At 71.2% G+C, this 20258-nt stretch carries 15 protein-coding genes; 3 read left to right on the top strand and 12 right to left on the bottom strand.

Annotation, left to right across the window (positions count from 1 at the left end):
• Window positions 1-119: 119 nt before the first annotated feature.
• The 3 genes from ASE44_RS12265 to ASE44_RS12255 all read right to left on the bottom strand — a co-directional run bounded on the left by ASE44_RS12265 (window position 120) and on the right by ASE44_RS12255 (window position 5093).
• Window positions 120-695, bottom strand: a complete 576-nt coding sequence (locus ASE44_RS12265) for a hypothetical protein (RefSeq protein ID WP_056009911.1) — start codon at window positions 693-695, stop codon at window positions 120-122.
• A 99-nt stretch (window positions 696-794) separates the two neighbouring features.
• Window positions 795-2135, bottom strand: a complete 1341-nt coding sequence (locus ASE44_RS12260; protein WP_056780198.1) for an MATE family efflux transporter — start codon at window positions 2133-2135, stop codon at window positions 795-797.
• A 9-nt stretch (window positions 2136-2144) separates the two neighbouring features.
• On the bottom strand, window positions 2145-5093 hold the full coding sequence (locus ASE44_RS12255) for a rhomboid family intramembrane serine protease (protein ID WP_056780195.1): 2949 nt from the start codon (window positions 5091-5093) through the stop codon (window positions 2145-2147).
• Between the two features lie 149 nt (window positions 5094-5242).
• Here ASE44_RS12255 and ASE44_RS12250 point away from each other — a divergent pair, with 149 nt between their 5' ends.
• Window positions 5243-7222: a M13 family metallopeptidase gene (locus ASE44_RS12250; RefSeq protein WP_056780192.1), complete on the top strand. Its 1980-nt coding sequence runs from the start codon at window positions 5243-5245 to the stop codon at window positions 7220-7222.
• Between the two features lie 305 nt (window positions 7223-7527).
• Here ASE44_RS12250 and ASE44_RS12245 read toward each other — a convergent pair whose 3' ends face one another.
• Window positions 7528-8829, bottom strand: coding sequence for a hypothetical protein (locus ASE44_RS12245; protein ID WP_056780188.1), 1302 nt, complete (start codon window positions 8827-8829; stop codon window positions 7528-7530).
• A complete protein-coding gene (locus tag ASE44_RS12240; protein WP_157579929.1) occupies window positions 8826-9602 on the bottom strand; it encodes an ABC transporter ATP-binding protein in 777 nt (258 codons plus the stop codon). Before ASE44_RS12240 ends, ASE44_RS12245 begins: the two co-directional genes overlap by 4 nt.
• A gap of 154 nt (window positions 9603-9756) precedes the next feature.
• Here ASE44_RS12240 and argG point away from each other — a divergent pair, with 154 nt between their 5' ends.
• Window positions 9757-11196, top strand: coding sequence for an argininosuccinate synthase (gene argG, locus ASE44_RS12235; RefSeq protein WP_056009903.1), 1440 nt, complete (start codon window positions 9757-9759; stop codon window positions 11194-11196).
• Between the two features lie 421 nt (window positions 11197-11617).
• Here the strand turns inward: argG and ASE44_RS12230 are convergent, their stop codons facing one another.
• The 5 genes from ASE44_RS12230 to ASE44_RS12210 form a co-directional block, all read right to left on the bottom strand.
• Window positions 11618-12754, bottom strand: a complete 1137-nt coding sequence (locus ASE44_RS12230) for an FAD-binding oxidoreductase (RefSeq protein WP_056780183.1) — start codon at window positions 12752-12754, stop codon at window positions 11618-11620.
• Window positions 12751-13836 (bottom strand): Gfo/Idh/MocA family oxidoreductase, encoded by a 1086-nt coding sequence (locus ASE44_RS12225; protein ID WP_056780181.1) that lies wholly within the window; start codon window positions 13834-13836, stop codon window positions 12751-12753. The genes ASE44_RS12230 and ASE44_RS12225 overlap by 4 nt, the downstream gene beginning before the upstream one ends.
• Complete coding sequence (locus tag ASE44_RS12220; RefSeq protein ID WP_056780178.1) at window positions 13836-14606, bottom strand: amino acid ABC transporter ATP-binding protein; 771 nt, start codon at window positions 14604-14606, stop codon at window positions 13836-13838. Before ASE44_RS12220 ends, ASE44_RS12225 begins: the two co-directional genes overlap by 1 nt.
• The gene (locus ASE44_RS12215) at window positions 14603-15391 is read right to left on the bottom strand and encodes an amino acid ABC transporter permease (RefSeq protein WP_056009897.1); all 789 of its coding nucleotides are present in this window, start codon (window positions 15389-15391) and stop codon (window positions 14603-14605) included. Before ASE44_RS12215 ends, ASE44_RS12220 begins: the two co-directional genes overlap by 4 nt.
• Before the next feature lie 75 nt (window positions 15392-15466).
• A complete protein-coding gene (locus ASE44_RS12210) occupies window positions 15467-16336 on the bottom strand; it encodes an ABC transporter substrate-binding protein (protein WP_235522597.1) in 870 nt (289 codons plus the stop codon).
• 209 nt (window positions 16337-16545) lie between these two features.
• On the opposite strand from ASE44_RS12210, the gene ASE44_RS12205 reads away from it, so the two are divergent.
• Complete coding sequence (locus ASE44_RS12205; RefSeq protein WP_056780171.1) at window positions 16546-17616, top strand: LacI family DNA-binding transcriptional regulator; 1071 nt, start codon at window positions 16546-16548, stop codon at window positions 17614-17616.
• Window positions 17617-17839: 223 nt separating this feature from the next.
• Here ASE44_RS12205 and ASE44_RS12200 read toward each other — a convergent pair whose 3' ends face one another.
• Complete coding sequence (locus ASE44_RS12200) at window positions 17840-18484, bottom strand: cyclopropane-fatty-acyl-phospholipid synthase family protein (protein ID WP_056780169.1); 645 nt, start codon at window positions 18482-18484, stop codon at window positions 17840-17842.
• Window positions 18485-18655: 171 nt separating this feature from the next.
• A complete protein-coding gene (locus tag ASE44_RS12195; protein WP_056780166.1) occupies window positions 18656-20200 on the bottom strand; it encodes a leucyl aminopeptidase in 1545 nt (514 codons plus the stop codon).
• Between the last annotated feature and the right edge of the window lie 58 nt (window positions 20201-20258).

Raw genomic sequence — 20258 nt, 5'->3', positions numbered from 1 at the left:
ATCGGTTGATGCCGGCGATGCTGCTGCCGGCCATGGTGATGCCGGCGGCGCACGAGCGCCCACCCGCCCGGTGAGGGGCGGATGGGCGCGGGTGGGACGACCTGGTGCGGGACCCGGTGCTAGCCGAGCGCGGCCGTCGAGGCGACGACCACGAGGTCCTCGACGTTCTCGAAGCCGGCGGTCTCCTTGGTGAGCTGGGTGAACGGGACGCCGACGATCGTCAGGTCCTCGAGGGATCCGGTGAACGTGCCGGCGGCCTCGGTGATCTGGCCACCCGCGTTGGTGGCGTTCGCGGCGGCGGCGGTGAGGCTCGCCGCGCCACCGGAGAGGACGGCGTAGCTGCCGGACACGGCACCGGCCTCGAAGCTCAGTACGCACACGGTCGTCAGGCCCTCGATGACGGCGGCGGGCGCGAACGAGGCCTTCGCGGCGGCGACGCCTGCGGCCGGGACCGCGACACCGCTGGCCGCGCTGAGCGTGTTGACCTGCTCCTCGGTGCACTTGGTCGCGCCGGACGCCGGTGCCTCCTCGGTGGTGTCCTGGGTGGCCTCCGCCTCCGAGGTGGCGCTCGACGTGGGCTCGGAGTCGGCCGGCGCCGATCCGCTGCTGCAGGCGGACAGCCCGAACAGGCCCAGGATAGCGACGGCGGTCACGGTCGAGACGCGGAGACGGTGGCTGGCGGTGGCGATGGTCATGGTGGTTCCCCCTGGAATCGTGAGCGTGGATGGATGCTCACAGGCCAGGATCGTGGACGGAGGCCGCCGATTCAATGGGGAGGACTCCCCAATCGTCGGTCAGATCCCGGTGCGCATCCACCCGCTCGTGCGGGCGCGGAGTCCGAGTGTGGTCGCTCGGGCGCCGAGGTATCCGACGAAGAAGGCGAGGGCCAGCCACGTGAGCCCGGTGGGTCCGCCGGGGGCCCAGGCGAGGACGGCGAGGGCGAACGGGAGGAACACGACCGTGTTGAGCAGGCCGGTGATCGCGAGGTACTTCGCGTCGCCGGCGCCGATGAGGACGCCGTCGAGGACGAACACGATCCCGCCGAGTGGTGTGGTGACCGCGAGCACGATGAGCGCGGGGACGATCAGGGCTGCGAGCTTCGGGTCGCTCGTGAACACGAGGCCGATGACCGGGCTCGCGAGCGCGACGACGAGGCCGAGGACGATCCCCGACCCGACGCCCCACTGCAGGCATCGGACGAGGACGGCGCGGACTCCGCCCACGTCGCCGGCGCCGAGCCCCTTGCCGACGAGCGCCTGGGCGGCGATCGCGAGGGCGTCGAGTGCGAAGGCGAGGGTGGCGAAGAGGGTCATGACGAGCTGGAAGCCGGCGAGCTCGTCCGTGCCGAGGTCGGTCGCGACGAACACGGCGATGAGCATCGCCGCGCGGAGGCTGACGGTGCGGAGGAACAGCCAGCCACCGGAGCGGGCCGCCCCGCCGAGCCCGGCGCGATGCGGGCGCAGGCTCGCGCCGGTCCGTCGCGCGTGGCGCAGGACGACGACGAGGTAGGCGACGACCATGCCCCACTGGGCGATGACGGTGCCGAGGGCCGAGCCGGCGATCCCGAGGCCGAGACCGTAGATGAAGAGGAAGTTGAGCCCGATGTTCGCGGCGAACCCGGCACCGGCGACGATGAGGGGGGTGGTGGTGTCCTGGAGGCCGCGCAGCAGACCGGTCGCGCCGAAGACGAGCAGCATCGCGGGGATGCCGAGCATCGAGATGCCGAGGTACGTGTCGGCCTGCTGGGCGACGGCGTCGGTCGCGCCGAACAATCCGACGAGGGTGGGGGAGAGGAACCAGCCGGCCGCACCGATCACGACGCCGAGGCCGAGGGACAGCCAGAGTCCGTCGACGCCGAGCGAGACCGCGCCGCGTTCGTCGCCGTGGCCGAGTCGGCGGGCGACGGCGGGGGTCGTCGCGTAGGCCAGGAATACCATGAGCCCGATGATGGTCTGCAGCACCGCGCTCGCGACGCCGAGGCCGGCGAGCGGCACGACCCCGAGGTGCCCGATCATCGCCGAGTCGGCGAGGAGGAACAGCGGCTCCGCCATGAGCGCTCCGAGCGCCGGGACCGCGAGCCGGAGGATGTCGCGATCGACCGGCCGGAGTCGTCGCCTGTCCTGTCCCGTGGTCACCCGCCGAGCCTAGCCGCGGCCACCGACCCGGTTGCTCGGGGCGTCGGGCAGCGGTCCGGACCGCCCGTCCGGCTCCCGCACGAGCAGCGATCCGCTCAGGGCTGGGAGGTCGCGGAGGCGGATGCCGGTGAGGAAGCCTGCGGCAGCGGCGTAGGCGACCCGCGGCTGGTCGGCGTCCTCACGGCAGGCGAGGAACAGCGGCACGGACGTGGCGCCGAGCCGTTCCGCGACGGCGGCGATCTCGGCGAAGCCGTGGAGCGGATCGACGCGGTGGGCGATGCCGGCCACCGTGCGCACGGCGACACCGTCGGGCTCGGAGCCGTCGCGCGCCAGGCCCGACGCCGAGAAGGAGACCGTCGACGCCCCATCGGCGGCGAACCGACGGCAGGCGTCGGTCAGTGCCCACTCGACGGCACGGCCGACGTCCACGGAGGACGGCGTCTCCGCTTCGCCGGTGGCGTCGGTCGCCGCCGCGCGCAGGACCGTGTCGAGGTCCCAGCCGCCGACGGTGCCGCCTGGGCCGGGGATCGGCAGCCAGGTCACTGCCGCCAGCACCGTGCCGCGGGCGTCGGTCACGACTGAACTCCGCGCGGCCGACCGGGCCTGCCCTGTTGCTCCGGCAGTCTCGACACTCGCGCCCACGGTCAGTCCCAGCTCGGGCACCCGCCGGTCGGAGACCCACACCGAGGTCAGCGCGCGGATCTGGCTGCGCAGCTCCCAGGGCAGCTCGTCCGACGGCAGCAGGATCGACGACCACTCGGGCTCCGTGGCGGGACCGTTGTCGGCCGGATCGCCGGCACCGCCGTCACGGGCGTTCGCCGCAGGGAGCTCGAGCACGAGGTCCCGCCCGAGCGGCGACACACGCCAGCCTTCGGGCACGATGCTCGGCTCCCGCACCGCGAACGCGGCCGGGGTCAGCCCCGCCTGCTCGGCCGCCGCCGTGAACGCCAGCACCGCGTCCGGGGCACCATCGCGCGCGCCGATCGGTTCACCGAGCGCCAGCGCGACGCCCGCGTGCTGCTGGTAGACGACGGCGTGGCCGCCGTCCGCCGTGACGAAGATCCGGTTCTCGGGTCGGAGCGCCGACGCCGACAACGGTCCGCCGCCGTCCTCGCGGAGCAGCTCCGCGGCCCGCGCCCTCGCCCGCCGCGCTCCCGGCCCGACCGCGCCGGGCAGTCGCCGTCTGGTCTGGTTCGCCGCCACCCGGAACGCGTGCCGCGAGAGCACGAGCACCACCGCCTGCCCCACCCAGAGCACGCTCGCCGAGATCCAGATCGTCGACGCCACGAGTGGCACCATCGCAAACCAGGTGAACGCGACGAGCGCGAGGGTCGTGAGCAGGTTGCCGACGGTCAGGACCATCGCCGCCCACCACGCCCAGCGATGTCCGCGCCGGAGCCAGTTCGCGATCAGCAGGATCGCGACCGTGTCGAGCCCCACGTCGAGGATGGAGCCCTGCGTCAGGGTGGTCGAGCCGAGCGGCCCGTCGAGCGGCACGAGCGTGACGAGCAGCTGCACCGCGCCGATGACGAGCAGCCCGGCGACCGCGAAGAGCCGCCAGTCCCGCATCGTCGGTCGCGGCGTCGAACGGTGTTCCCCGATGAGGAGTCGGGCGACGACGACGAACACGACCGTCGCGATCCAGTGCTCGAGGTCGTCGATCTTCCCGACGTAGAGGAGGGCGATCGACACCCACGACAGCAGGAGGAGCCGCCAGCGCAGCCGGTACGGTGACCGCATGAACGCGGTGGCGGTGGCCACGCAGGCCAGGATGCCGCAACTCGGGCCGACGTCGAGGGTCGTCGCGAGCGACTGCGCCCACGGCCAGTCGAGCTGCGCGAGCGCGGTCGCCGCCCCGAGGGCTCCGAGGATGCCGACGAGGTGCCCGGACAGGAAGATCGCCGACGCCCGCAGGGTGCCGAAGCGCGCCTCGACCCATCCGCCGAACACCGCGGCGCCGAGGATCGCGATGAGGTAGGTGAGCGGGTCGGCGGTGATGAACATGCCGGTGAGCACCGTCCACCAACGACCGGCCTCGAGACTCGGCACGCCGTAGGCGAACGACGGGTACCAGGCGGCCTGGTCGATCGGTCGCCACAGCCCGCCGGTGACGACCCCCAACGCGACGAAGACGGTCACGAAGGCGGTGGTCGCCGGCGTCGTCCTGAGCGCCCAGCGGAGCGGGGTGAAGACGGCGGCGATCGCTGCGCGCAGGTCGGTCCGGACGGGAGCGGCGCTCGACGGCGGAGCGGTCGGCGTGGTCTGTGGCGCCTCTGACGCCAGGGCCGCCGAGCCGGACGGCGACAGCAGCTCGTCGAGTTCCGCCTCGGTCAGCGAGACCGGGGTGCGCTCCTCGACCGGTCGGGCGGCGCGCCGACGCGCGCGGAAGACGAGGACGACGGCGATCACGACCGCCGCCGCACCCGCGAGGGCGAGGGCCGCCCAGGAGAAGCGGTGCAGGAACTCGGTCGCGGCACTCCCGAGCAGCGTGACCACGGTCACGACGAGCGATGCCCAGGCGATGCCGCCGGCGGCGTTGGCGAGCAGGAAGTGCGGGTAGGTCATCCGGAACATGCCCGCCAGCGGTCCGGAGAAGATACGGAGGACGGCGATGAAGCGTCCGACGAACACCGCCCACGGCCCCCAGCGACGCATGAGGTGCACCGCGGCACCGAGTCGTTTCGGCCCCACCTGCTTCGGGAACCGACGGTTGAGCACCGAGAGGAGTCGCCGCCCGTAGCGCTTGCCGACCCAGTACCCGATCGAGTCTCCGAGGATCGCCCCGCCCGCGGCGGCCGCTGCGACGAACACGGGGTTGAGGCCGCTCGACGCCGCGAGGAGCGTCGCGCCGATCAGGACCGTCTCACCAGGCAGGGGGACGCCGAGGCTTTCGACCGCGACGACCAGGAAGACGACCAGCAGGAGGACTCCGGGCGGGAACTCGGACAACCAGTCCACGCGCGCTCCTTCCGACCGGTGCGTCCACGGTAGTCCCTCACCCGTCGAGCCACGCCCGACACCGCTCCACCGGTGCCGGACCCGGACCGTCTGCCAGCTCTGAGAGAACACCCGACCCGTCGTCAGGAGCCGTCGCTAGGCTGAGCCGCATGACTGACGCGCAGCTCGCCTCCGGCATCGACCGCTCCGAACTCGACCCGGCCGTCCGGCCGCAGGACGACCTCTTCCGGCATGTGAACGGCAAGTGGATCGACCGGACCGAGATCCCCGACGACAAGGCCCGCTGGGGGTCGTTCCACCAGCTCGCGGAGGACGCGGAGAACGCGGTCCGCGCCATCATCGAGGAGTCGCAGTCGAACCCCGACGGCCCGGAGGGCGTGAAGATCGGCGCCCTGTACGCCAGCTTCATGGACGTCGACCGCGCCAACGCGCTCGGTGCCGCCCCGCTCGCCGACCAGCTCGCCCGCGTCGCCGCCGTCGACTCCATCGAGGCCTTCCTGCGCCTGTCGGGTGAGTTCGAGGCCGAGGGCGTCGGTGGCTTCCTCCAGCTCTTCGTCGACAACGACCCGGGCAACCCCGAGCGCTACCTCGTGTTCGCGGAGCAGGGCGGCATCACCCTCCCCGACGAGTCCTACTTCCGCGAGGACACCTTCGCCGAGATCCGTGACGCCTACCGCGCCCACCTCCAGACGATGTTCGAACTCGCCGGCCTGGACGACGCCGCAGGGCGCGCCGATCGCGTCTTCGCGCTCGAGACCGCGATCGCGTCCAAGCACTGGGACAACGTCGCCACCCGCGACAGCGAGAAGACCTACAACCTGTACGGCTGGGACGAAGCGGCGGCCCTCGCGGCCGGCGCCGACCTCGACGGCCCGAACCTCGCCGTCTGGCGCGACGCGATCGGCGCCGCCGACGAGGTGTTCGCCGAACTCGTCGTCCGCGAGCCGAGCTTCCTCGAGGGCCTCGGTGAGCTCCTCGTCGGCGAGCAGCTCGAGTCGTGGAAGGACTGGCTGGCCTGGAAGGTCGTCCACGGTGCCGCCCCGTACCTCTCGGAGGAGTTCGGTCGGGCCAACTTCGACTTCTACGGCAAGACGCTCACGGGTACGCCGCAGCAGCGCGAGCGCTGGAAGCGCGGCGTCTCGCTCGTCGAGGGCATGCTCGGTGAGGCCGTCGGACGCATCTACGTCGACCGCCACTTCGGCACCTCGGCCAAGGACGAGATGGACGTCCTCGTCGGGTTCCTCGTCGAGGCGTACCGCGACAGCATCGAGCACCTCGAGTGGATGAGTCCCGAGACCCGCACCCGTGCGCTCGAGAAGCTCGACAAGTTCACGCCGAAGATCGGCTTCCCCGTGAAGTGGCGCGACTACTCGGCGCTCGAGCTCGACGCCGACGACCTGCTCGGCAACGTCCGTCGCGCCAGCCGCTTCGAGATGGACCGGGAGCTCGGGAAGATCGGCAAGCCGCTCGACCGCGACGAGTGGTTCATGACGCCGCAGACGATCAACGCCTATTACAACCCCGGCTTCAACGAGATCGTCTTCCCCGCCGCCATCCTCCAGTACCCGTTCTTCGACGCCGGCCGCGACGCCGCCGCCAACTACGGGGCCATCGGGGCGGTCATCGGGCACGAGATCGGCCACGGCTTCGACGACCAGGGCTCCAAGTTCGACGGCGACGGCCGACTCACCGACTGGTGGACCGAGGCCGACCGCGCCGCCTTCGAGGAGCGCACGGCGTCGCTCATCGAGCAGTACAACGCCCTCGCGCCCGCCCAGGTGCCCGACCACCACGTCAACGGTGCGCTCACCATCGGTGAGAACATCGGCGACCTCGGCGGGCTCGGCATCGCCTGGAAGGCCTACCTGCTGTCGCTCGAGGGCGCGGAGCCGCCGGTCGTCGACGGCCTCACGGGTGCGGAGCGGTTCTTCCTCTCTTGGGCTCAGGCGTGGCAGCAGAAGGGCCGCGACGCCGAGGTCATCCGCCTCCTGTCGATCGACCCGCACTCGCCGAACGAGTTCCGTTGCAACCAGATCGTCCGCAACATCGACGCCTTCTACGAGACGTTCGGCGTGACGGAGTCCGACGCTGCCTGGCTCGCCCCTGACGAGCGCGTCACCATCTGGTAGCACCCGTTCCCGGCCCCGGTGCCTGTCGACGGGCCGTCCGCGTCTGTCGCCCCTCCCCGATGTCCCCACTATTGGGACCTGTGGAGGGGCGTCGGTCGCTGCCAGAATCGCTCTGGAGTCGACGAATCGTCATCCCGATGCACCTGTGAAGCCCGCGGCGCGAGACCCGAACAGCGCCTGGGTGGACCTGGTCCGATCCGTCCGGTTCACAGCAGCGTCACCGTCGATGCCGCCTGAACGCCCGCCGTCCCCCGGCGGGCGTTCGGCGGTACCGGCGGTGACGTGCGGATCCTGCACCCCGACGATCACACTGCGGCGCGCACCCCCTCCGCCAGCGGCCGCCGGGACGCCGCGAGCACCGGCGCGGCGGTCGCCGCCAGCAGGACCACGCATCCCACGGTGAGGACGGCCGGCAGGGGCACGAGTACGCTGTCCCACGGTTCGCCCCCGAACGGCACGATCATCGTCGGGACGAGCGCGGCCAGCCCCACGATGGCCGCCGTACCGGTGCAGATGAGCGATTCGAAGGCCGCCACGAGGAGCGCGGTCCGGAACGTCGCTCCGCCGACCACCAGCAGCGCAGCCTCCCGTCGCCGGTCGAGGAAGGTCATGGACACGGTGACGCCGGCCGTGATCAGCACGATAACCACGGGCGCCCCGAAGAGGGCGATCGCGATCTCGATGGAACGCGGGTCGGACCAGAGCCCCATCCCGCCCGTGAAGCCGCCGAGCATGATCGCGAAGCTCAGCATCGTGATCGTCGCATGACTGCGTGCGAGCTGGTACGCGGCCGACCGCCGTGCGAGGGACCAGCTGGTGCTCGCCCGGCCCGGCACGACCCTGGTCCACGTGTCCGTCACCGGCCCCACCACCCACGGGGCGACCGTGACGGCCAGCGCGATGATCGGGACCGGGAACAGGCTGCTGACGCCGCGGTCCCCGAGGAGCAGAGCGGTCATCAACACCGCGGCGAGCACCGCGAACCCGATCGCGACGACCACTCGCCATCGGCTCCGACCGGACCCCGCTCCGTCGTGCTCCTCGGAGCGCACCGCCAGAAGCAACGGGACGCGTCGTGCCGCGATGGAGGCGAACGTCGCGGTCACGGACACCACGATCAGGAAGACGAACCCCGCGATCGCGGAGGTGTCGGCGGCGATGACGATCGTGTACGGCTTCGCCCCCGGTGCGCGGAGGGGCGCCGTCAGATCGTTGAGGAAGAGGCTGACGATGGTCGGGGCGACCGCCGCGCCGATCAGGAGGGCCGCGATCGCCAGCAGCAGGGTCTGCAGGACGACCACGCGCGACACCGTCCGTGGCCCGAGCCCGGCGATCTGCCAGAGCGCGTGACTCGGCCGCTGGAGCTTCACGGCGAAGCCGATGACGACGCTGAGGCTGCCGATGACGATGAGGCCGTTCATCGTGCTGTAGATCATCGCGTGGTTCAGCAGGGCGGCCTGGTCGGGCCCCGGCGGCATCGCCCGAGCCGTGGAGAGGTCGCCGGCGCACACGAGTGCGATGAGTGCGCCGGCGGTCAGCACGGCGAAGGTGCCGACCCACAGCCGCCAGTGGAGGAGGAGGTCGGAGACCACCAGCCGGGCGATCATGCCGCCTCCTCCCGGGCGAGGGCGAGGGCCTGCAGGATCCGGGCGGGCGTCGGTCGGTGCAGTTCGCTGTGCACGGCACCGTCCCGGAGGACGAGCACCCGGTCCCCGAGCGCCGCCGCCTCGATGTCGTGGGTCACCATGACGACGGCGCGGTCTCCGGACGCCGAGCGGCGGAGGAGGTCGAGGACCCGTGCCCCTGAGGCGCCGTCGAGCGCACCGGTGGGTTCGTCGGCGAAGGTGATCGCGGGGCGCACGACGAGGGTCCTCGCGATCGCGACCCGCTGCTGCTGCCCGCCGGAGAGTTGCGCGGGGCGCCGGTCCGCCACCTCGGCCACACCGACCGCGGTCAGGGCGTCCGTCACCCGCTGCCGGTCGAAGCCGGACCGCATGAGTCGGAGCGGGAGGGCGACGTTCTCGGCGGCGGTCAGGGAGGCGATGAGGTTGTACGACTGGAAGACGAAGCCGATGTGTCGTCGCCGGAACTCCGCGAACTGTGCGGTGTCGAGCTTCGCGAGGTCGACCCCGCAGATGGTGACCTGTCCCGAGCTCGGGGTGTCGAGGCCGGACAGACCGTGCAGGAGGGTCGACTTCCCGGATCCGCTCGGGCCCACGATGACGAGGAGTTCACCCGGGCGGACGGCGACATCGATGCCGTCGAGTACCGGGACGGTCGCTCCACGGCCGTCGGGGGAGGGGTACCGCTTCCGGAGCGCGGTCGCGGTCAGGAGCGGTTCGGGAAGGGATGGTTCGGTCGCATGTCGATCGGTATTCATCATTCAGGAATATCAGTATGCGCTGTCGAAGACCAGCCGCTTCAGGGTCATCGGCCCGGAGTTCATCCTGTGGTGCCACGTGAGGGCAGGCGGACTCGTCCCGGAGGACCGCATCATTGGGCGCAGCGTCGCCCGCCCCCGTAGAATCGCAGGCGTGTCTAAAGTCTTGAGCAGCCTCCCCGTCGGCGAGCGCGTCGGCATCGCCTTCTCCGGAGGTCTCGACACCTCCGTCGCCGTCGCCTGGATGCGCGAGAAGGGTGCCGTCCCGTGCACCTACACCGCCGACATCGGCCAGGCGGACGAACCGAACATCGGTGCCGTCCCCGATCGCGCGAAGGAGTACGGCGCGGAGATCGCCCGACTCGTCGACGCGAAGTCCGCGCTCGTGGAGGAGGGGCTCGTCGCACTGCAGTGCGGTGCGTTCCACATCCGCAACGCCGGCAAGACGTACTTCAACACCACGCCGCTCGGCCGTGCGGTGACGGGCACCATGCTCGTCCGCGCCATGAAGGAGGACGGCGTCGACATCTGGGGCGACGGCTCCACCTACAAGGGCAACGACATCGAGCGGTTCTACCGGTACGGCCTGCTCGCCAACCCGCGTCTGCGCATCTACAAGCCGTGGCTCGACGTCGACTTCGTCAACGAGCTCGGTGGCCGCAAGGAGATGAGCGAGTGGCTCGTCGCCCGCGACTTCCCGTACCGCGACTCCACGGAGAAGGCGTACAGCACCGACGCGAACATCTGGGGCGCCACCCACGAGGCCAAGCGTCTCGAGGAGCTCAGCTCCGGCATGGAACTCGTCGAGCCGATCATGGGCGTGCCGTTCTGGCGTGAAGACGTCGCGATCGCCTCCGAGGTCGTCACCGTCACGTTCGAGGCCGGCCGCCCGGTCGCGCTCAACGGCGTGGAGTACGACGACGCGGTCGCGCTCGTCCTCGAGGCCAACGCCATCGGTGGTCGTCACGGCCTCGGCATGAGCGACCAGATCGAGAACCGCATCATCGAGGCGAAGAGCCGCGGCATCTACGAGGCTCCCGGCATGGCCCTCCTGCACATCGCGTACGAGCGTCTGCTCAACGCGATCCACAACGAGGACACGGTCGCGAACTACCACAACGAGGGTCGCCGTCTCGGCCGCCTCATGTACGAGGGCCGTTGGCTCGACCCGCAGTCGCTCATGCTGCGCGAGTCGATCCAGCGTTGGGTCGGTTCCGCCGTCTCCGGCGAGGTCTCGATCCGTCTGCGCCGCGGCGACGACTACACGATCCTCGACACCTCGGGCCCCGGCCTCAGCTACCACCCCGACAAGCTCTCGATGGAGCGCGTCGGCGACGCCGCGTTCGGTCCTGACGACCGCATCGGGCAGCTCACCATGCGCAACCTCGACATCGCCGACTCGCGTTCGCGGCTCGAGCAGTACGCGGCCGCCGGCATCGTCGGTGGCGCGACGGCGGAGCTCGTCGGCAAGCTCGAGCAGGGTGAGGCGCAGGAGATCCTCGGCGGCGAACTCCTCGACCCGACGGCCGACGCCCTCGAGCGCGCGACGGACCTCGCGTCCGAAGGCGCTGCGTTCGACTCCGGCACCGACTAGTCGCACCCCGTACCGCGAAACGCCCGCCGCATTCCTGGAGTGCGGCGGGCGTTCTGTCGTGGTCCCTCCCCGTCCCTGACTCAGGAGTCCTGCGGCGTTTCGGGTCGGCGTACTGCCGACATGCCGGAGGTCTCCTGAGTTGGGGACAGTGGGACGGCGCGGGGTTCACAACTCAGGACCGGCGCCGTGTGTCTTGACCTATCTCAGGAGTCCTGCCGCGTGTCGGGCTGGAGCGACGGTGACACACCGGAGGTCTCCTGAGTTGGGGCGGGGGGTGATGTTCACAACTCAGGACCGGTGCGGTGTGTCATGACTTTTCTCAGGACTTCGGCGGCGTGTCGGGCTGGAGCGACGGTGACACACCGGAGGTCTCCTGAGTTGGGGACGGCCGGGGTCGTCCTGAGTGGTGAACCGACCGGACCTACGCGGGGACGGGCGAGTCGGCGTACCGCTCGGGGCGGAACGTCGCGAGGAGCGGGGAGGGTTCGCCGTCGACGATCTCGTCGGCGAGGAGTTCACCGGCGATGAGCCCGAGCGTCGCCCCGCTGTGGCTGAACGCCGTGAACAGGCCCGGCAGCTGTGAGACCGCGCCGAAGACCGGCTCACCATCGCCCGGGATCGGCTTGTACCCGGCGCCGATGTGGTCGAGCTCGAGACTCGGGCTGCCGGCGAGCACCCGTGAGCCCTCGGCCAGCAGCCGCTCCACCGTCGAGTCCGCGATGTGCAGCGAGCCGTCGTCCCGAACCTCGATCTCCTCCTCCGACCACGCGGAGTCCAGGGCGAAGCCGCCGTCCCTCGTGCGGCGGACGGCGACCTTCGGCGTGTTGAGCACGGCGACGAGCTCCGAGGCGGCCGGCTTCGTGAACGCGACGAACGCGGCCGGGCTCTGGTCACCGATCGTGATGCCGAGCGCGGCGAGCTGGGCCGGGACGTCCGGACCCGTGGCCAGCAGGACCGCGTCGGCGTCGATGCGGTCGCCGTTCGCGAGGACCACGCCCACCGCGCGGCCACCGGCCGAAGCGATCTCGGCTCCGGCGTCCGTCACGATCCGTCCACCGCGGGCGACGAACTCGCGGGACAGGATCTCGATGACGGACGGCAGTTCGACCCACCCCTCGCCCGGGTTGAAGATCGCACCCTCGGCGGCCACGGCGGCCGGGTCCACACCGGGTGTGACCGAAGCGATGTCCTCCGGCGCCAACCACCGGGCGTCGTAGCCGATGCCGCGTTCGTACGCGAAGGTGTCGGCGTAGGACTCGCCCTCCGGCGCCCACATGAGCCCGCCGTCGAAGCGGAGGAAGTCCGCGCTCGGCACCTGCGCGGCGAAGGTCCGCCAGCGGTCGATCCCGAGGACGCGGAGCGCGTGGTACTCGCTCGAGCGGCGGGCCGCGGAGTTCAGCCAGGCGAGCGACCGCCCGGAGGCGCCGCTGGCGAGGGACCGGTCGGTCACGAGGGTCACCTCGGCGCCACGGCGGGCGAGGGCGACGGCGCTGGACGTTCCGAGGATGCCCCCGCCGATGACGACGACGCGACGGCTGGTCTGGGTGCTGGTGCTCATGCTGTCTGCTCTTTCTGTTCTGGAGTACTGCGTGCTGAAGCTGCTGCGGCCGTGTGGACGGCCTCGATGATCTCGAGGACGGCGATCGCGTCGGCCGGATCGACCGGTGGCGGACCGCCGTCGTGGAGCGCGGTCGCGAGGAGGCGCGTGAAGGCGGCGTAGTCGCCGTCGGCCATCGGGACGGGCTCCGTCGCGCCGTCGACGCCGATCGAGCCCCAGCCCGACGGGTCGCGCCGCCCGAACCCCTCGTCGCGGGGATCGGCGCCGGCTTTGAGCGCGGGCTCCTGGCCGTCGAGTCCCCACGAGGTGTAGGCGCCGGAGGACCCCAGGATGCGGAACCGGGGGCCCGCCTGGGCGACGAGCGACCCCATCCACAGGTGCGAGCGCACGCCGGATCGATGCCGGAGGGCCACGAAGGCGTCGTCGTCGGCGACCGCCCCCGGCCGGACGACCCCGAGCTCGGCGTGGACGTCCTCGACCTCCCCGAACAGCTGGATCGCCTGGTCGATCACGTGCGTACCGAGGTCGTAGAGGATGCCGCCGCCGTCCGCCGCGGTGGCGACCGTCTTCCACGATGCGGGCGGGTCCGGCTTCCACCACTCGAAGCGTGACTCGTAGCGGTGGACACGCCCGAGCGCGCCCTCGTCGAGCAGCTGCCGCACGGTCAGGAAGTCGCCGTCCCATCGGCGGTTCTGGAAGACGGTGACGAGTCGATCGACCGCCGCCGCGCGGTCGACGACGGCCCGGCCCTCGGCCGCGGTGACGGCGAACGGCTTATCCACTACGACGTGCAGGCCGGCGTCCAGGGCGGCTGTCGCGAGCGCGGCGTGCGTGCCGGACGGCGAGCCGATGACGACGAGGTCGAGCTCGTCGGCCCGGGCGAAGAGCTCCTCGGCCGTCGACACCACCTGGACGCCCGGGTACCGGCCGAGCGCCTCGGCCCGCCGATCCGGGTCGGAGGTCACGACGAGGTCGAGCGAGTAGGCCGGATCCGCCGCGAGGAACGGCGCATGGAACACCGCGCCGGAGGTGCCGAAGCCGATGACGCCCGTCCGGATCGCGCCGGTGACGCGCGCCGCCATCAGAGGACCTCGGAGAGGAAGCGCTGCAGGCGCGGGCTCTGCGGTGCGTCGAACAGCTGTGATGGCGTGCCCGCCTCGACGACGCGACCCTCGTCCATGAACAGGACCTGGTCGGCGACCTTGCGCGCGAAGCCCATCTCGTGGGTGACGACGAGCATCGTCATGCCGCGCTGCGCGAGCCCGGCCATGAGGTTGAGGACGCCCTTCACGAGCTCAGGATCGAGCGCGCTCGTGGCCTCGTCGAACAGCATGACCTCGGGTTCCATCGCAAGGGCCCTGGCGATCGCGACCCGCTGCTGCTGGCCGCCCGAGAGGTCGCGGGGTCGGTGGTCGGACCGTTCGCCCAGCCCGACGTCGTCCAGCCGTGCCGCGGCGACCCGGAGCGACTCGCTCTTCGACATCCCCTTCACGTTCCGCAGCGCGAGGGCGACGTTCTCCAGTGCGGTGTGGTCGGGGAACAGGTTGAAGTGCTGGAACACGAGCCCGACCCGCGTCCGGAGCCGCTCGGGCTTCATCTTCAGGGCGCTCTCACCGGCGAGGAGCACGTCTCCGGAGGTGGGCTCGTGCAGCCGGTTCACCCCGCGGAGCAGCGTCGACTTCCCGGAACCGGACGGCCCGATGATGCACGTCGTGGTGCCGGGCTCCACGTCGATGCTCACCTCGCGGATGACCTGGATGTCGCCGTACGCCATCGAGACGTCGCGGAGCTCCAGGCTGGAGCCGCGGTAGAAGTGTCCGTCGGTGACGGGCAGGGGAGAGGTGTAGGTCATGTGTTGCTCCCGGTGGTGGCTGGCAGGGGTGGCTGCACCTCGTCGAGCTCGTCGAGGCCGCTCTTCGGCGGGGTGGCCTTGCGGCGCCCGGTGCGGAAGCGGTTGTCGAAGAAGTTGACGAGGTGGGTGAGGGGCACGGTGATGACGAGGTAGAACAGACCCGCCATGACGAGCGGCGAGAGGTTGCCGGTGAGGACGGCGGCGTCCTGACCGACCCGGAACAGCTCGCGCTCGCTGACGAGGAGCCCGAGGAAGTAGACGAGGCTCGAGTCCTTCACGATGGCGATGAACTGGTTGACGAGTGCCGGCAGCACCCGGCGGATGCCCTGCGGCACCACCACGAGTCGCATGGCCTTGCCGTAGCTCATGCCGAGCGCCCGGCAGGCCTCCAGCTGGCCGCGGTCGACGCTCTGGATGCCGGCGCGGAAGATCTCGCCGATGTAGGCGGAGGCGATGAGGCTGAGGGCGAGGATGCCCAGGGGGTAGGGGGAGGGGCCGAACAGCTGCTGGCTGAAGCGGGCGAAGCCCTGGCCGATGAGGAGGATGGTGAGGATCGCCGGGAGGCCGCGGAACACGTCGGTGTAGATCCGCGCGGGCACCCGGAGCCACCGCGAGGGCGAGATGCCCATGATCGCGATGATCATGCCGAGGACGACGCCGATGACCGTGGCGGCGATCGAGATGACGAGGGTGTTGACGAGTCCCACGCCGAGCAGCTGCGGGAACACCTGCCACATCGCGTCGAAGTCGAAGAAGGTCTTGATGATGCTGTCGAGCCAGTCCATGCTGTCTGCTCCTGAGGGGTGGGATGGTGTGGTGCGGGCCGGTGTGCGACCCGCACCACGAGACGGGGCTGGGGGCTACTCGGACGCGCTCGGGCTGGGGCTGGACGTCTGCTCCGCCTTCGGGAGGTACTGCTCGGGCATCGGGGAGCCCGGGAACCACTTCTGGTAGAGCTTCTTCCAGGTGCCGTCCTCCATCGCCTCGGCGAGGGCCTTGTCCAGGGCCTTCTTGAACTCGGGCTTGTCCTTCGCGATGGCGAAGCCGGCCGGTGCGTCGAAGGAGGGGATGTCGATGGCGTTCACGAGGCCGTACTGGGCCGCGTACTCCTTCGCCGCCTCGTAGTCGAGGAAGTGGGCGTCGATGCTGCCGCTGTTGACCGCGGAGATCGCCGAGTTGTTGTCGGGGAAGCGGACGAGTTCGGTCTTGGTGAAGTTCTTGACCGCGTACGCCTCCTGGAGCGTGCCCTGGACGACGCCGAGGCGCTTGCCCTCGAGGCTGTCCGCATCGGTGATGCCGGAGTCCTTCGACGCCATGACCGTGAGGTATCCGGCGAGGTAGCCGTCGGAGAAGTCGACGGTCTGCTCGCGTTCCTTGGTGATGCCGATGGCGGCGACGCCGACGTCGAACTGGCCGTTCGCGACGGCGGAGAGCAGGCCGGAGAAGTCCTGGCCGGTGAAGACGACGTCGTCGATCCCGATCCGCTTGGCGACGTCGGTGAAGAGTTCGACGTCGAATCCGGTGAACGTCCCGTCGGCATCCGTGAAGGTGTACGGCTTCGAGTCGCCGAGGCTGGCGACGCGGATCTGTCCGGGGGTGATGAGCCCGTAGGGGTTGTCCTCGGTGCTGCTCGCGGCGCCGGCACCACCGGAGCACGCGGAGAGGATGAGGGCGGTCGCCGCAGCGACGGCCAGGAGGGCCGTCCTGCGGAGGGTGGAGCGATTCGTCACGGCGAGTCCAATCATGGGGAGGAGTTCGTGGTGCGTGGAGGGAACCGTCGGCTCGTGTCTTGTGGACGCCGTCAGCTCCGTTGCTGTCGTTCTGCTGGTGAGACCGGTCTCAATCGAGTAGCTTGAGACCGGTCTCAACAGGTTGTCCAGGACAGTACCCTGGTTCCGGAACGACGTCAACGACGAAGCAGAACCCCATCGGAGGGCACATGGCAACGGATCCGGCTACCGGACGGCGCGAGGCGACGGTGTCCGACGTCGCGAAAGCCGCCAAGGTCTCCAAGGCCACGGCGGCCCGAGCGCTCGGCGACTACGGGGCCGTGAGCGAGGACGTCAGGGACCGCGTGCAGGCTGCCGCCGAACGCCTCGGCTACCGCCCCAACGCCCTCGCGAAGAGCATGAACACGGGGAAGTCGAACACCATCGGGGTGGTCATCGGTGACATCGAGAACCCCTTCTTCGCCCGAGCCACCCGAGGGATCTCCGACGTCGCGCAAGCCGCCGGATTCGACCTCATCCTCGCCAATTCCGACGAGGAGATCGACGCCGAGACGGCCGCGATCGAGCTGCTCCTCGACAAGCGCGTGGACGGGTTCATCGTGACCCCGGCCTCCTCGATCGAAACGAGAAGTTTACAAACGGCGCTCGCGGAAGGTCGGCCCGTGGTGCTCCTCGACCGCCGCGCGGCAGGCATGGAGGCGGACACGGTCGTCGCCGACAACACCTCGGGGGCGGCGACGGCGACCCGGCACCTCCTCGCCGCCGGTCACCGGCGCATCGCCTTCGTGTCGACGCTCGCCCACGAGCACCCCTACGTCTCCGGCGACGTCGTCGGGTCCTCCTCGGTGGGCGACCGCATCGACGGGTTCACGGCGGCGCTCGGCGAGGCCGGGGTCGAGGATCCCGCCTCCTTCGTCCACCTCAACGCCCGCGCGGACGGGATCGACGTCATCACGCGGCGGGTCCTCGACGGTCCCGATGCCGTCACGGCGATCGTCGCCTCCGACAGCCTCGTCGGCTCGGCCGTGTTCCGGACCATCCGGGAACTCGGCTTGGCGATCCCTGGCGACGTGTCGCTCATCGCCTTCGACGACGCCGACTGGACGAGCCTCACGACGCCCCCGATCACCGTCGTCTCCCAGCCGATCTACGAGCTCGGTGCGGAGTCCGCGCGTCGGCTGATCGCCCGGATCGGTGGGACGGGCTCGGAGGCCGAGGAGTTCGTGCTCGCCCAGACGCTCATCGAGCGCGGATCGGTGGGCGCGCCGCCGCGACGCTGAACGCTGCCGTTCTGTCCCTAACTCAGGAGTGTCGGGGCGTGTCGGGAGCGACGCGCCGGTCGGGCGGCGCGACGCGCCGGGACGCTCCTGAGTTCGGGACGGCGGGAACGGGTGTCGGTCCGGGTGCCCGGCAGGTGTGGTTCTGTCCCGAACTCAGGAGTGCTGCGGCGTGTCGGGCGCGACACGCCGGTCGGGCGGCGCGACGCGCCGGGGGTGTCCTGAGTTAGGGACGGCGGCGGAGGTGGAGGACACTGTCGTCGAGTTCGGCCGGCTCGCCGCCGGGCCCGACCGCAGCGCGCGGGACGAGCGCCGAGGTGTGGACCTCCCACTCGGCGGCGTCGAGTTCGAGCGAGGCATGCACCTCCTCCGGCGTGGGGAAGTGGGCGTGCCCGAGGTGCCCGGTGCTCCAGGGCGGCGGACCGCCGTGCCCGACGACGAGGAGCGTGCCGCCGGGAGCCACGGCCGAAGCGGCGCGACGGAGGACCTCCTCACGCGGGAACGCGACCGGGGAATGCAGGAACGTCGCGGCGACGAGGTCGAAGCCGCCGGACGGCTCCCACGCGGCGAGGTCGGCCTCGATCCAGGTGATGCGGTCGGCGACCCCGGCGGCCTCCGCGGTGGAGCGGCCGAGGGCCAGCGCGGTCGGGGAGATGTCGACCGCCGTGACGGACCAGCCCTGCTGCGCGAGCCAGACCGCGTCGGCGCCCTCGCCGCTCCCGAGCTCGAGCGCGGTGCCGGGGCGGAGGTCGCCCACCTCGCGCTCGAGGGCGGCGTTCGGCCGGCCGCTCCACACCTGACCACGGCTGCGGTAACGGTCCTCCCAGAACTCGGCGGGATCGGTGAGGGTGGGCTCGTGCTCGGAGGTCATCCGCCCAGCCTGCCCTGCGCCGGGCGTCAGACGGTGGTTTCTTGCCGGAACGGCAACGCGGGCCCTTCGACAAGCTCAGGGACCGGGGTGGAAGCGGTCAAGGACCGGGGTGCGGGTGGGGTCGGCGGGTCCCTGAGCCCTCGACGAGCTCAGGGACCGACCGCCCGCGGGTCAGGCGCTGAAGTTCAGCGCCAGGTCGACGAGGAGACGCGTGCCGTAGCCGGTCGCGCCCTTCGAACGCCACGACTCGTCGGACTCCACGAGCATGGTCCCGGCGATGTCGAGGTGCGCCCACGGCACGTCGCCCACGAACTCGGCGAGGAACAGTGCGGCGAGCGTCGAACCGGCGTAGCGGCCACCGATGTTGGCGAGGTCGGCGACGTCGGAGTCGAGCTGCTTTCGGTAGCTGCGCTCGAGGGGCAGCTGCCACAGCTGCTCGTCGGTGGCCTTCGCCGAGGCGAGCGTCCGGTCGACGATGCCCTGCTCGGTCCCGTGCACCGCGGCGGTCTTCGTGCCGAGCGCCATGATCGCGGCGCCCGTCAGCGTCGCGATGTCGACGATCGCGTCGGGGCCCTCCTCGACCGCCAGGCTGAGGCCGTCGGCGAGGACGAGGCGACCCTCGGCGTCCGTGTTCTTGATCTCGACGGTCGTGCCGTTGCGGAACGTCAGCACGTCGCCGAGCATCGTCGCCGAGCCGGACGGCATGTTGTCCGTGCACATGAGGAACGCCGTGACGCTGCTCGCGCAGTGCAACTCGTCCAGCGCGGTCATGGCGGAGAGGATCGCGCCGGCGCCCGCCATGTCCATCTTCATCGCGGCGTGCGACGGGTCGGAGGGCTTGAGCGAGATGCCGCCCGAGTCGTACATGATGCCCTTGCCGACGAGCGCGAGGTGCCCGGCCGGTTCGACCGGCGACCCGTCGGCGTCCTTCGGCGTGTACCGCAGCTTGATCAAGCGGGGCTCTTCGAGGCTGCCGGCGTTGACGCCGAGCAGACCACCGAGGCCGAGCTCGATGAGCGCGTCCTTGTCGAAGACCTCCACGTCGAAGCCGTTGGCGGCGCCGAGGAGCTGCGCGACCTGGGCGAGGTCCGTCGCCGTGAGGTGACCGGGCGGGGTGTTCGCGAGGTCGCGGGCCAGGTTCGCCGAGCGGGCGAGGACCTCGCCGCGGTGGGCGCCGGTCGCGGTGTCCGCGAGGTCGTCGCCGGCCGCGACGAGGTGGAGTGCGACGAGCGGCGTGCGCTTCGCCTCGCGCTTGAGCTCGGTGTAGCGGTAGCGGGCGAGCAGCGCGCCCTCCACGACGAGCTGTCCGGCCGACGCGGCGTCGAGGTCGAACGCGTGCGCGACGTCGAGGCCGATGGTCGCGAACGAGGACGCGGCGCGGGCGAAGGCGGCGGCGACGTCGCGGAGTGCGGCGGCGGTGCGCTTCGCGGGGGCGCCGACACCGACCGCGATGAACGTCGGTGCGTCCTGGCTGGGGATCACGAGCGTCTGGCCGAGCTCGCCGGTGAAGCCGGCGCGGGTCAGGGCCGCCCGGTCGAGGCCGAGGGCCGCGGGGATCTCGTCGTGTACGCCGTCGAGCGCGGGGGCGACGGCGAGACCGATGGCTTCGACGCCCTCGGGGAAGTCGATCGCCACCTCCAACTCGACCGTCTCGGCGTCGAGCGACGGCGTGCGGGAGAAGGTCGGCGGGATCAACTTGGTGGGGCGGGATGGCATGCAGCGTCCTTCGTCTCGGAGTCGGGCTCCGTCCATCGTATGGGCCCGACCTGGCCGC

The organism is Plantibacter sp. Leaf1 (assembly GCF_001421315.1).
GTDB lineage: Bacteria > Actinomycetota > Actinomycetes > Actinomycetales > Microbacteriaceae > Plantibacter.
Note: the sequence above shows the minus strand (reverse complement) of the source record. Positions and strands in the feature narration are given on the sequence as shown.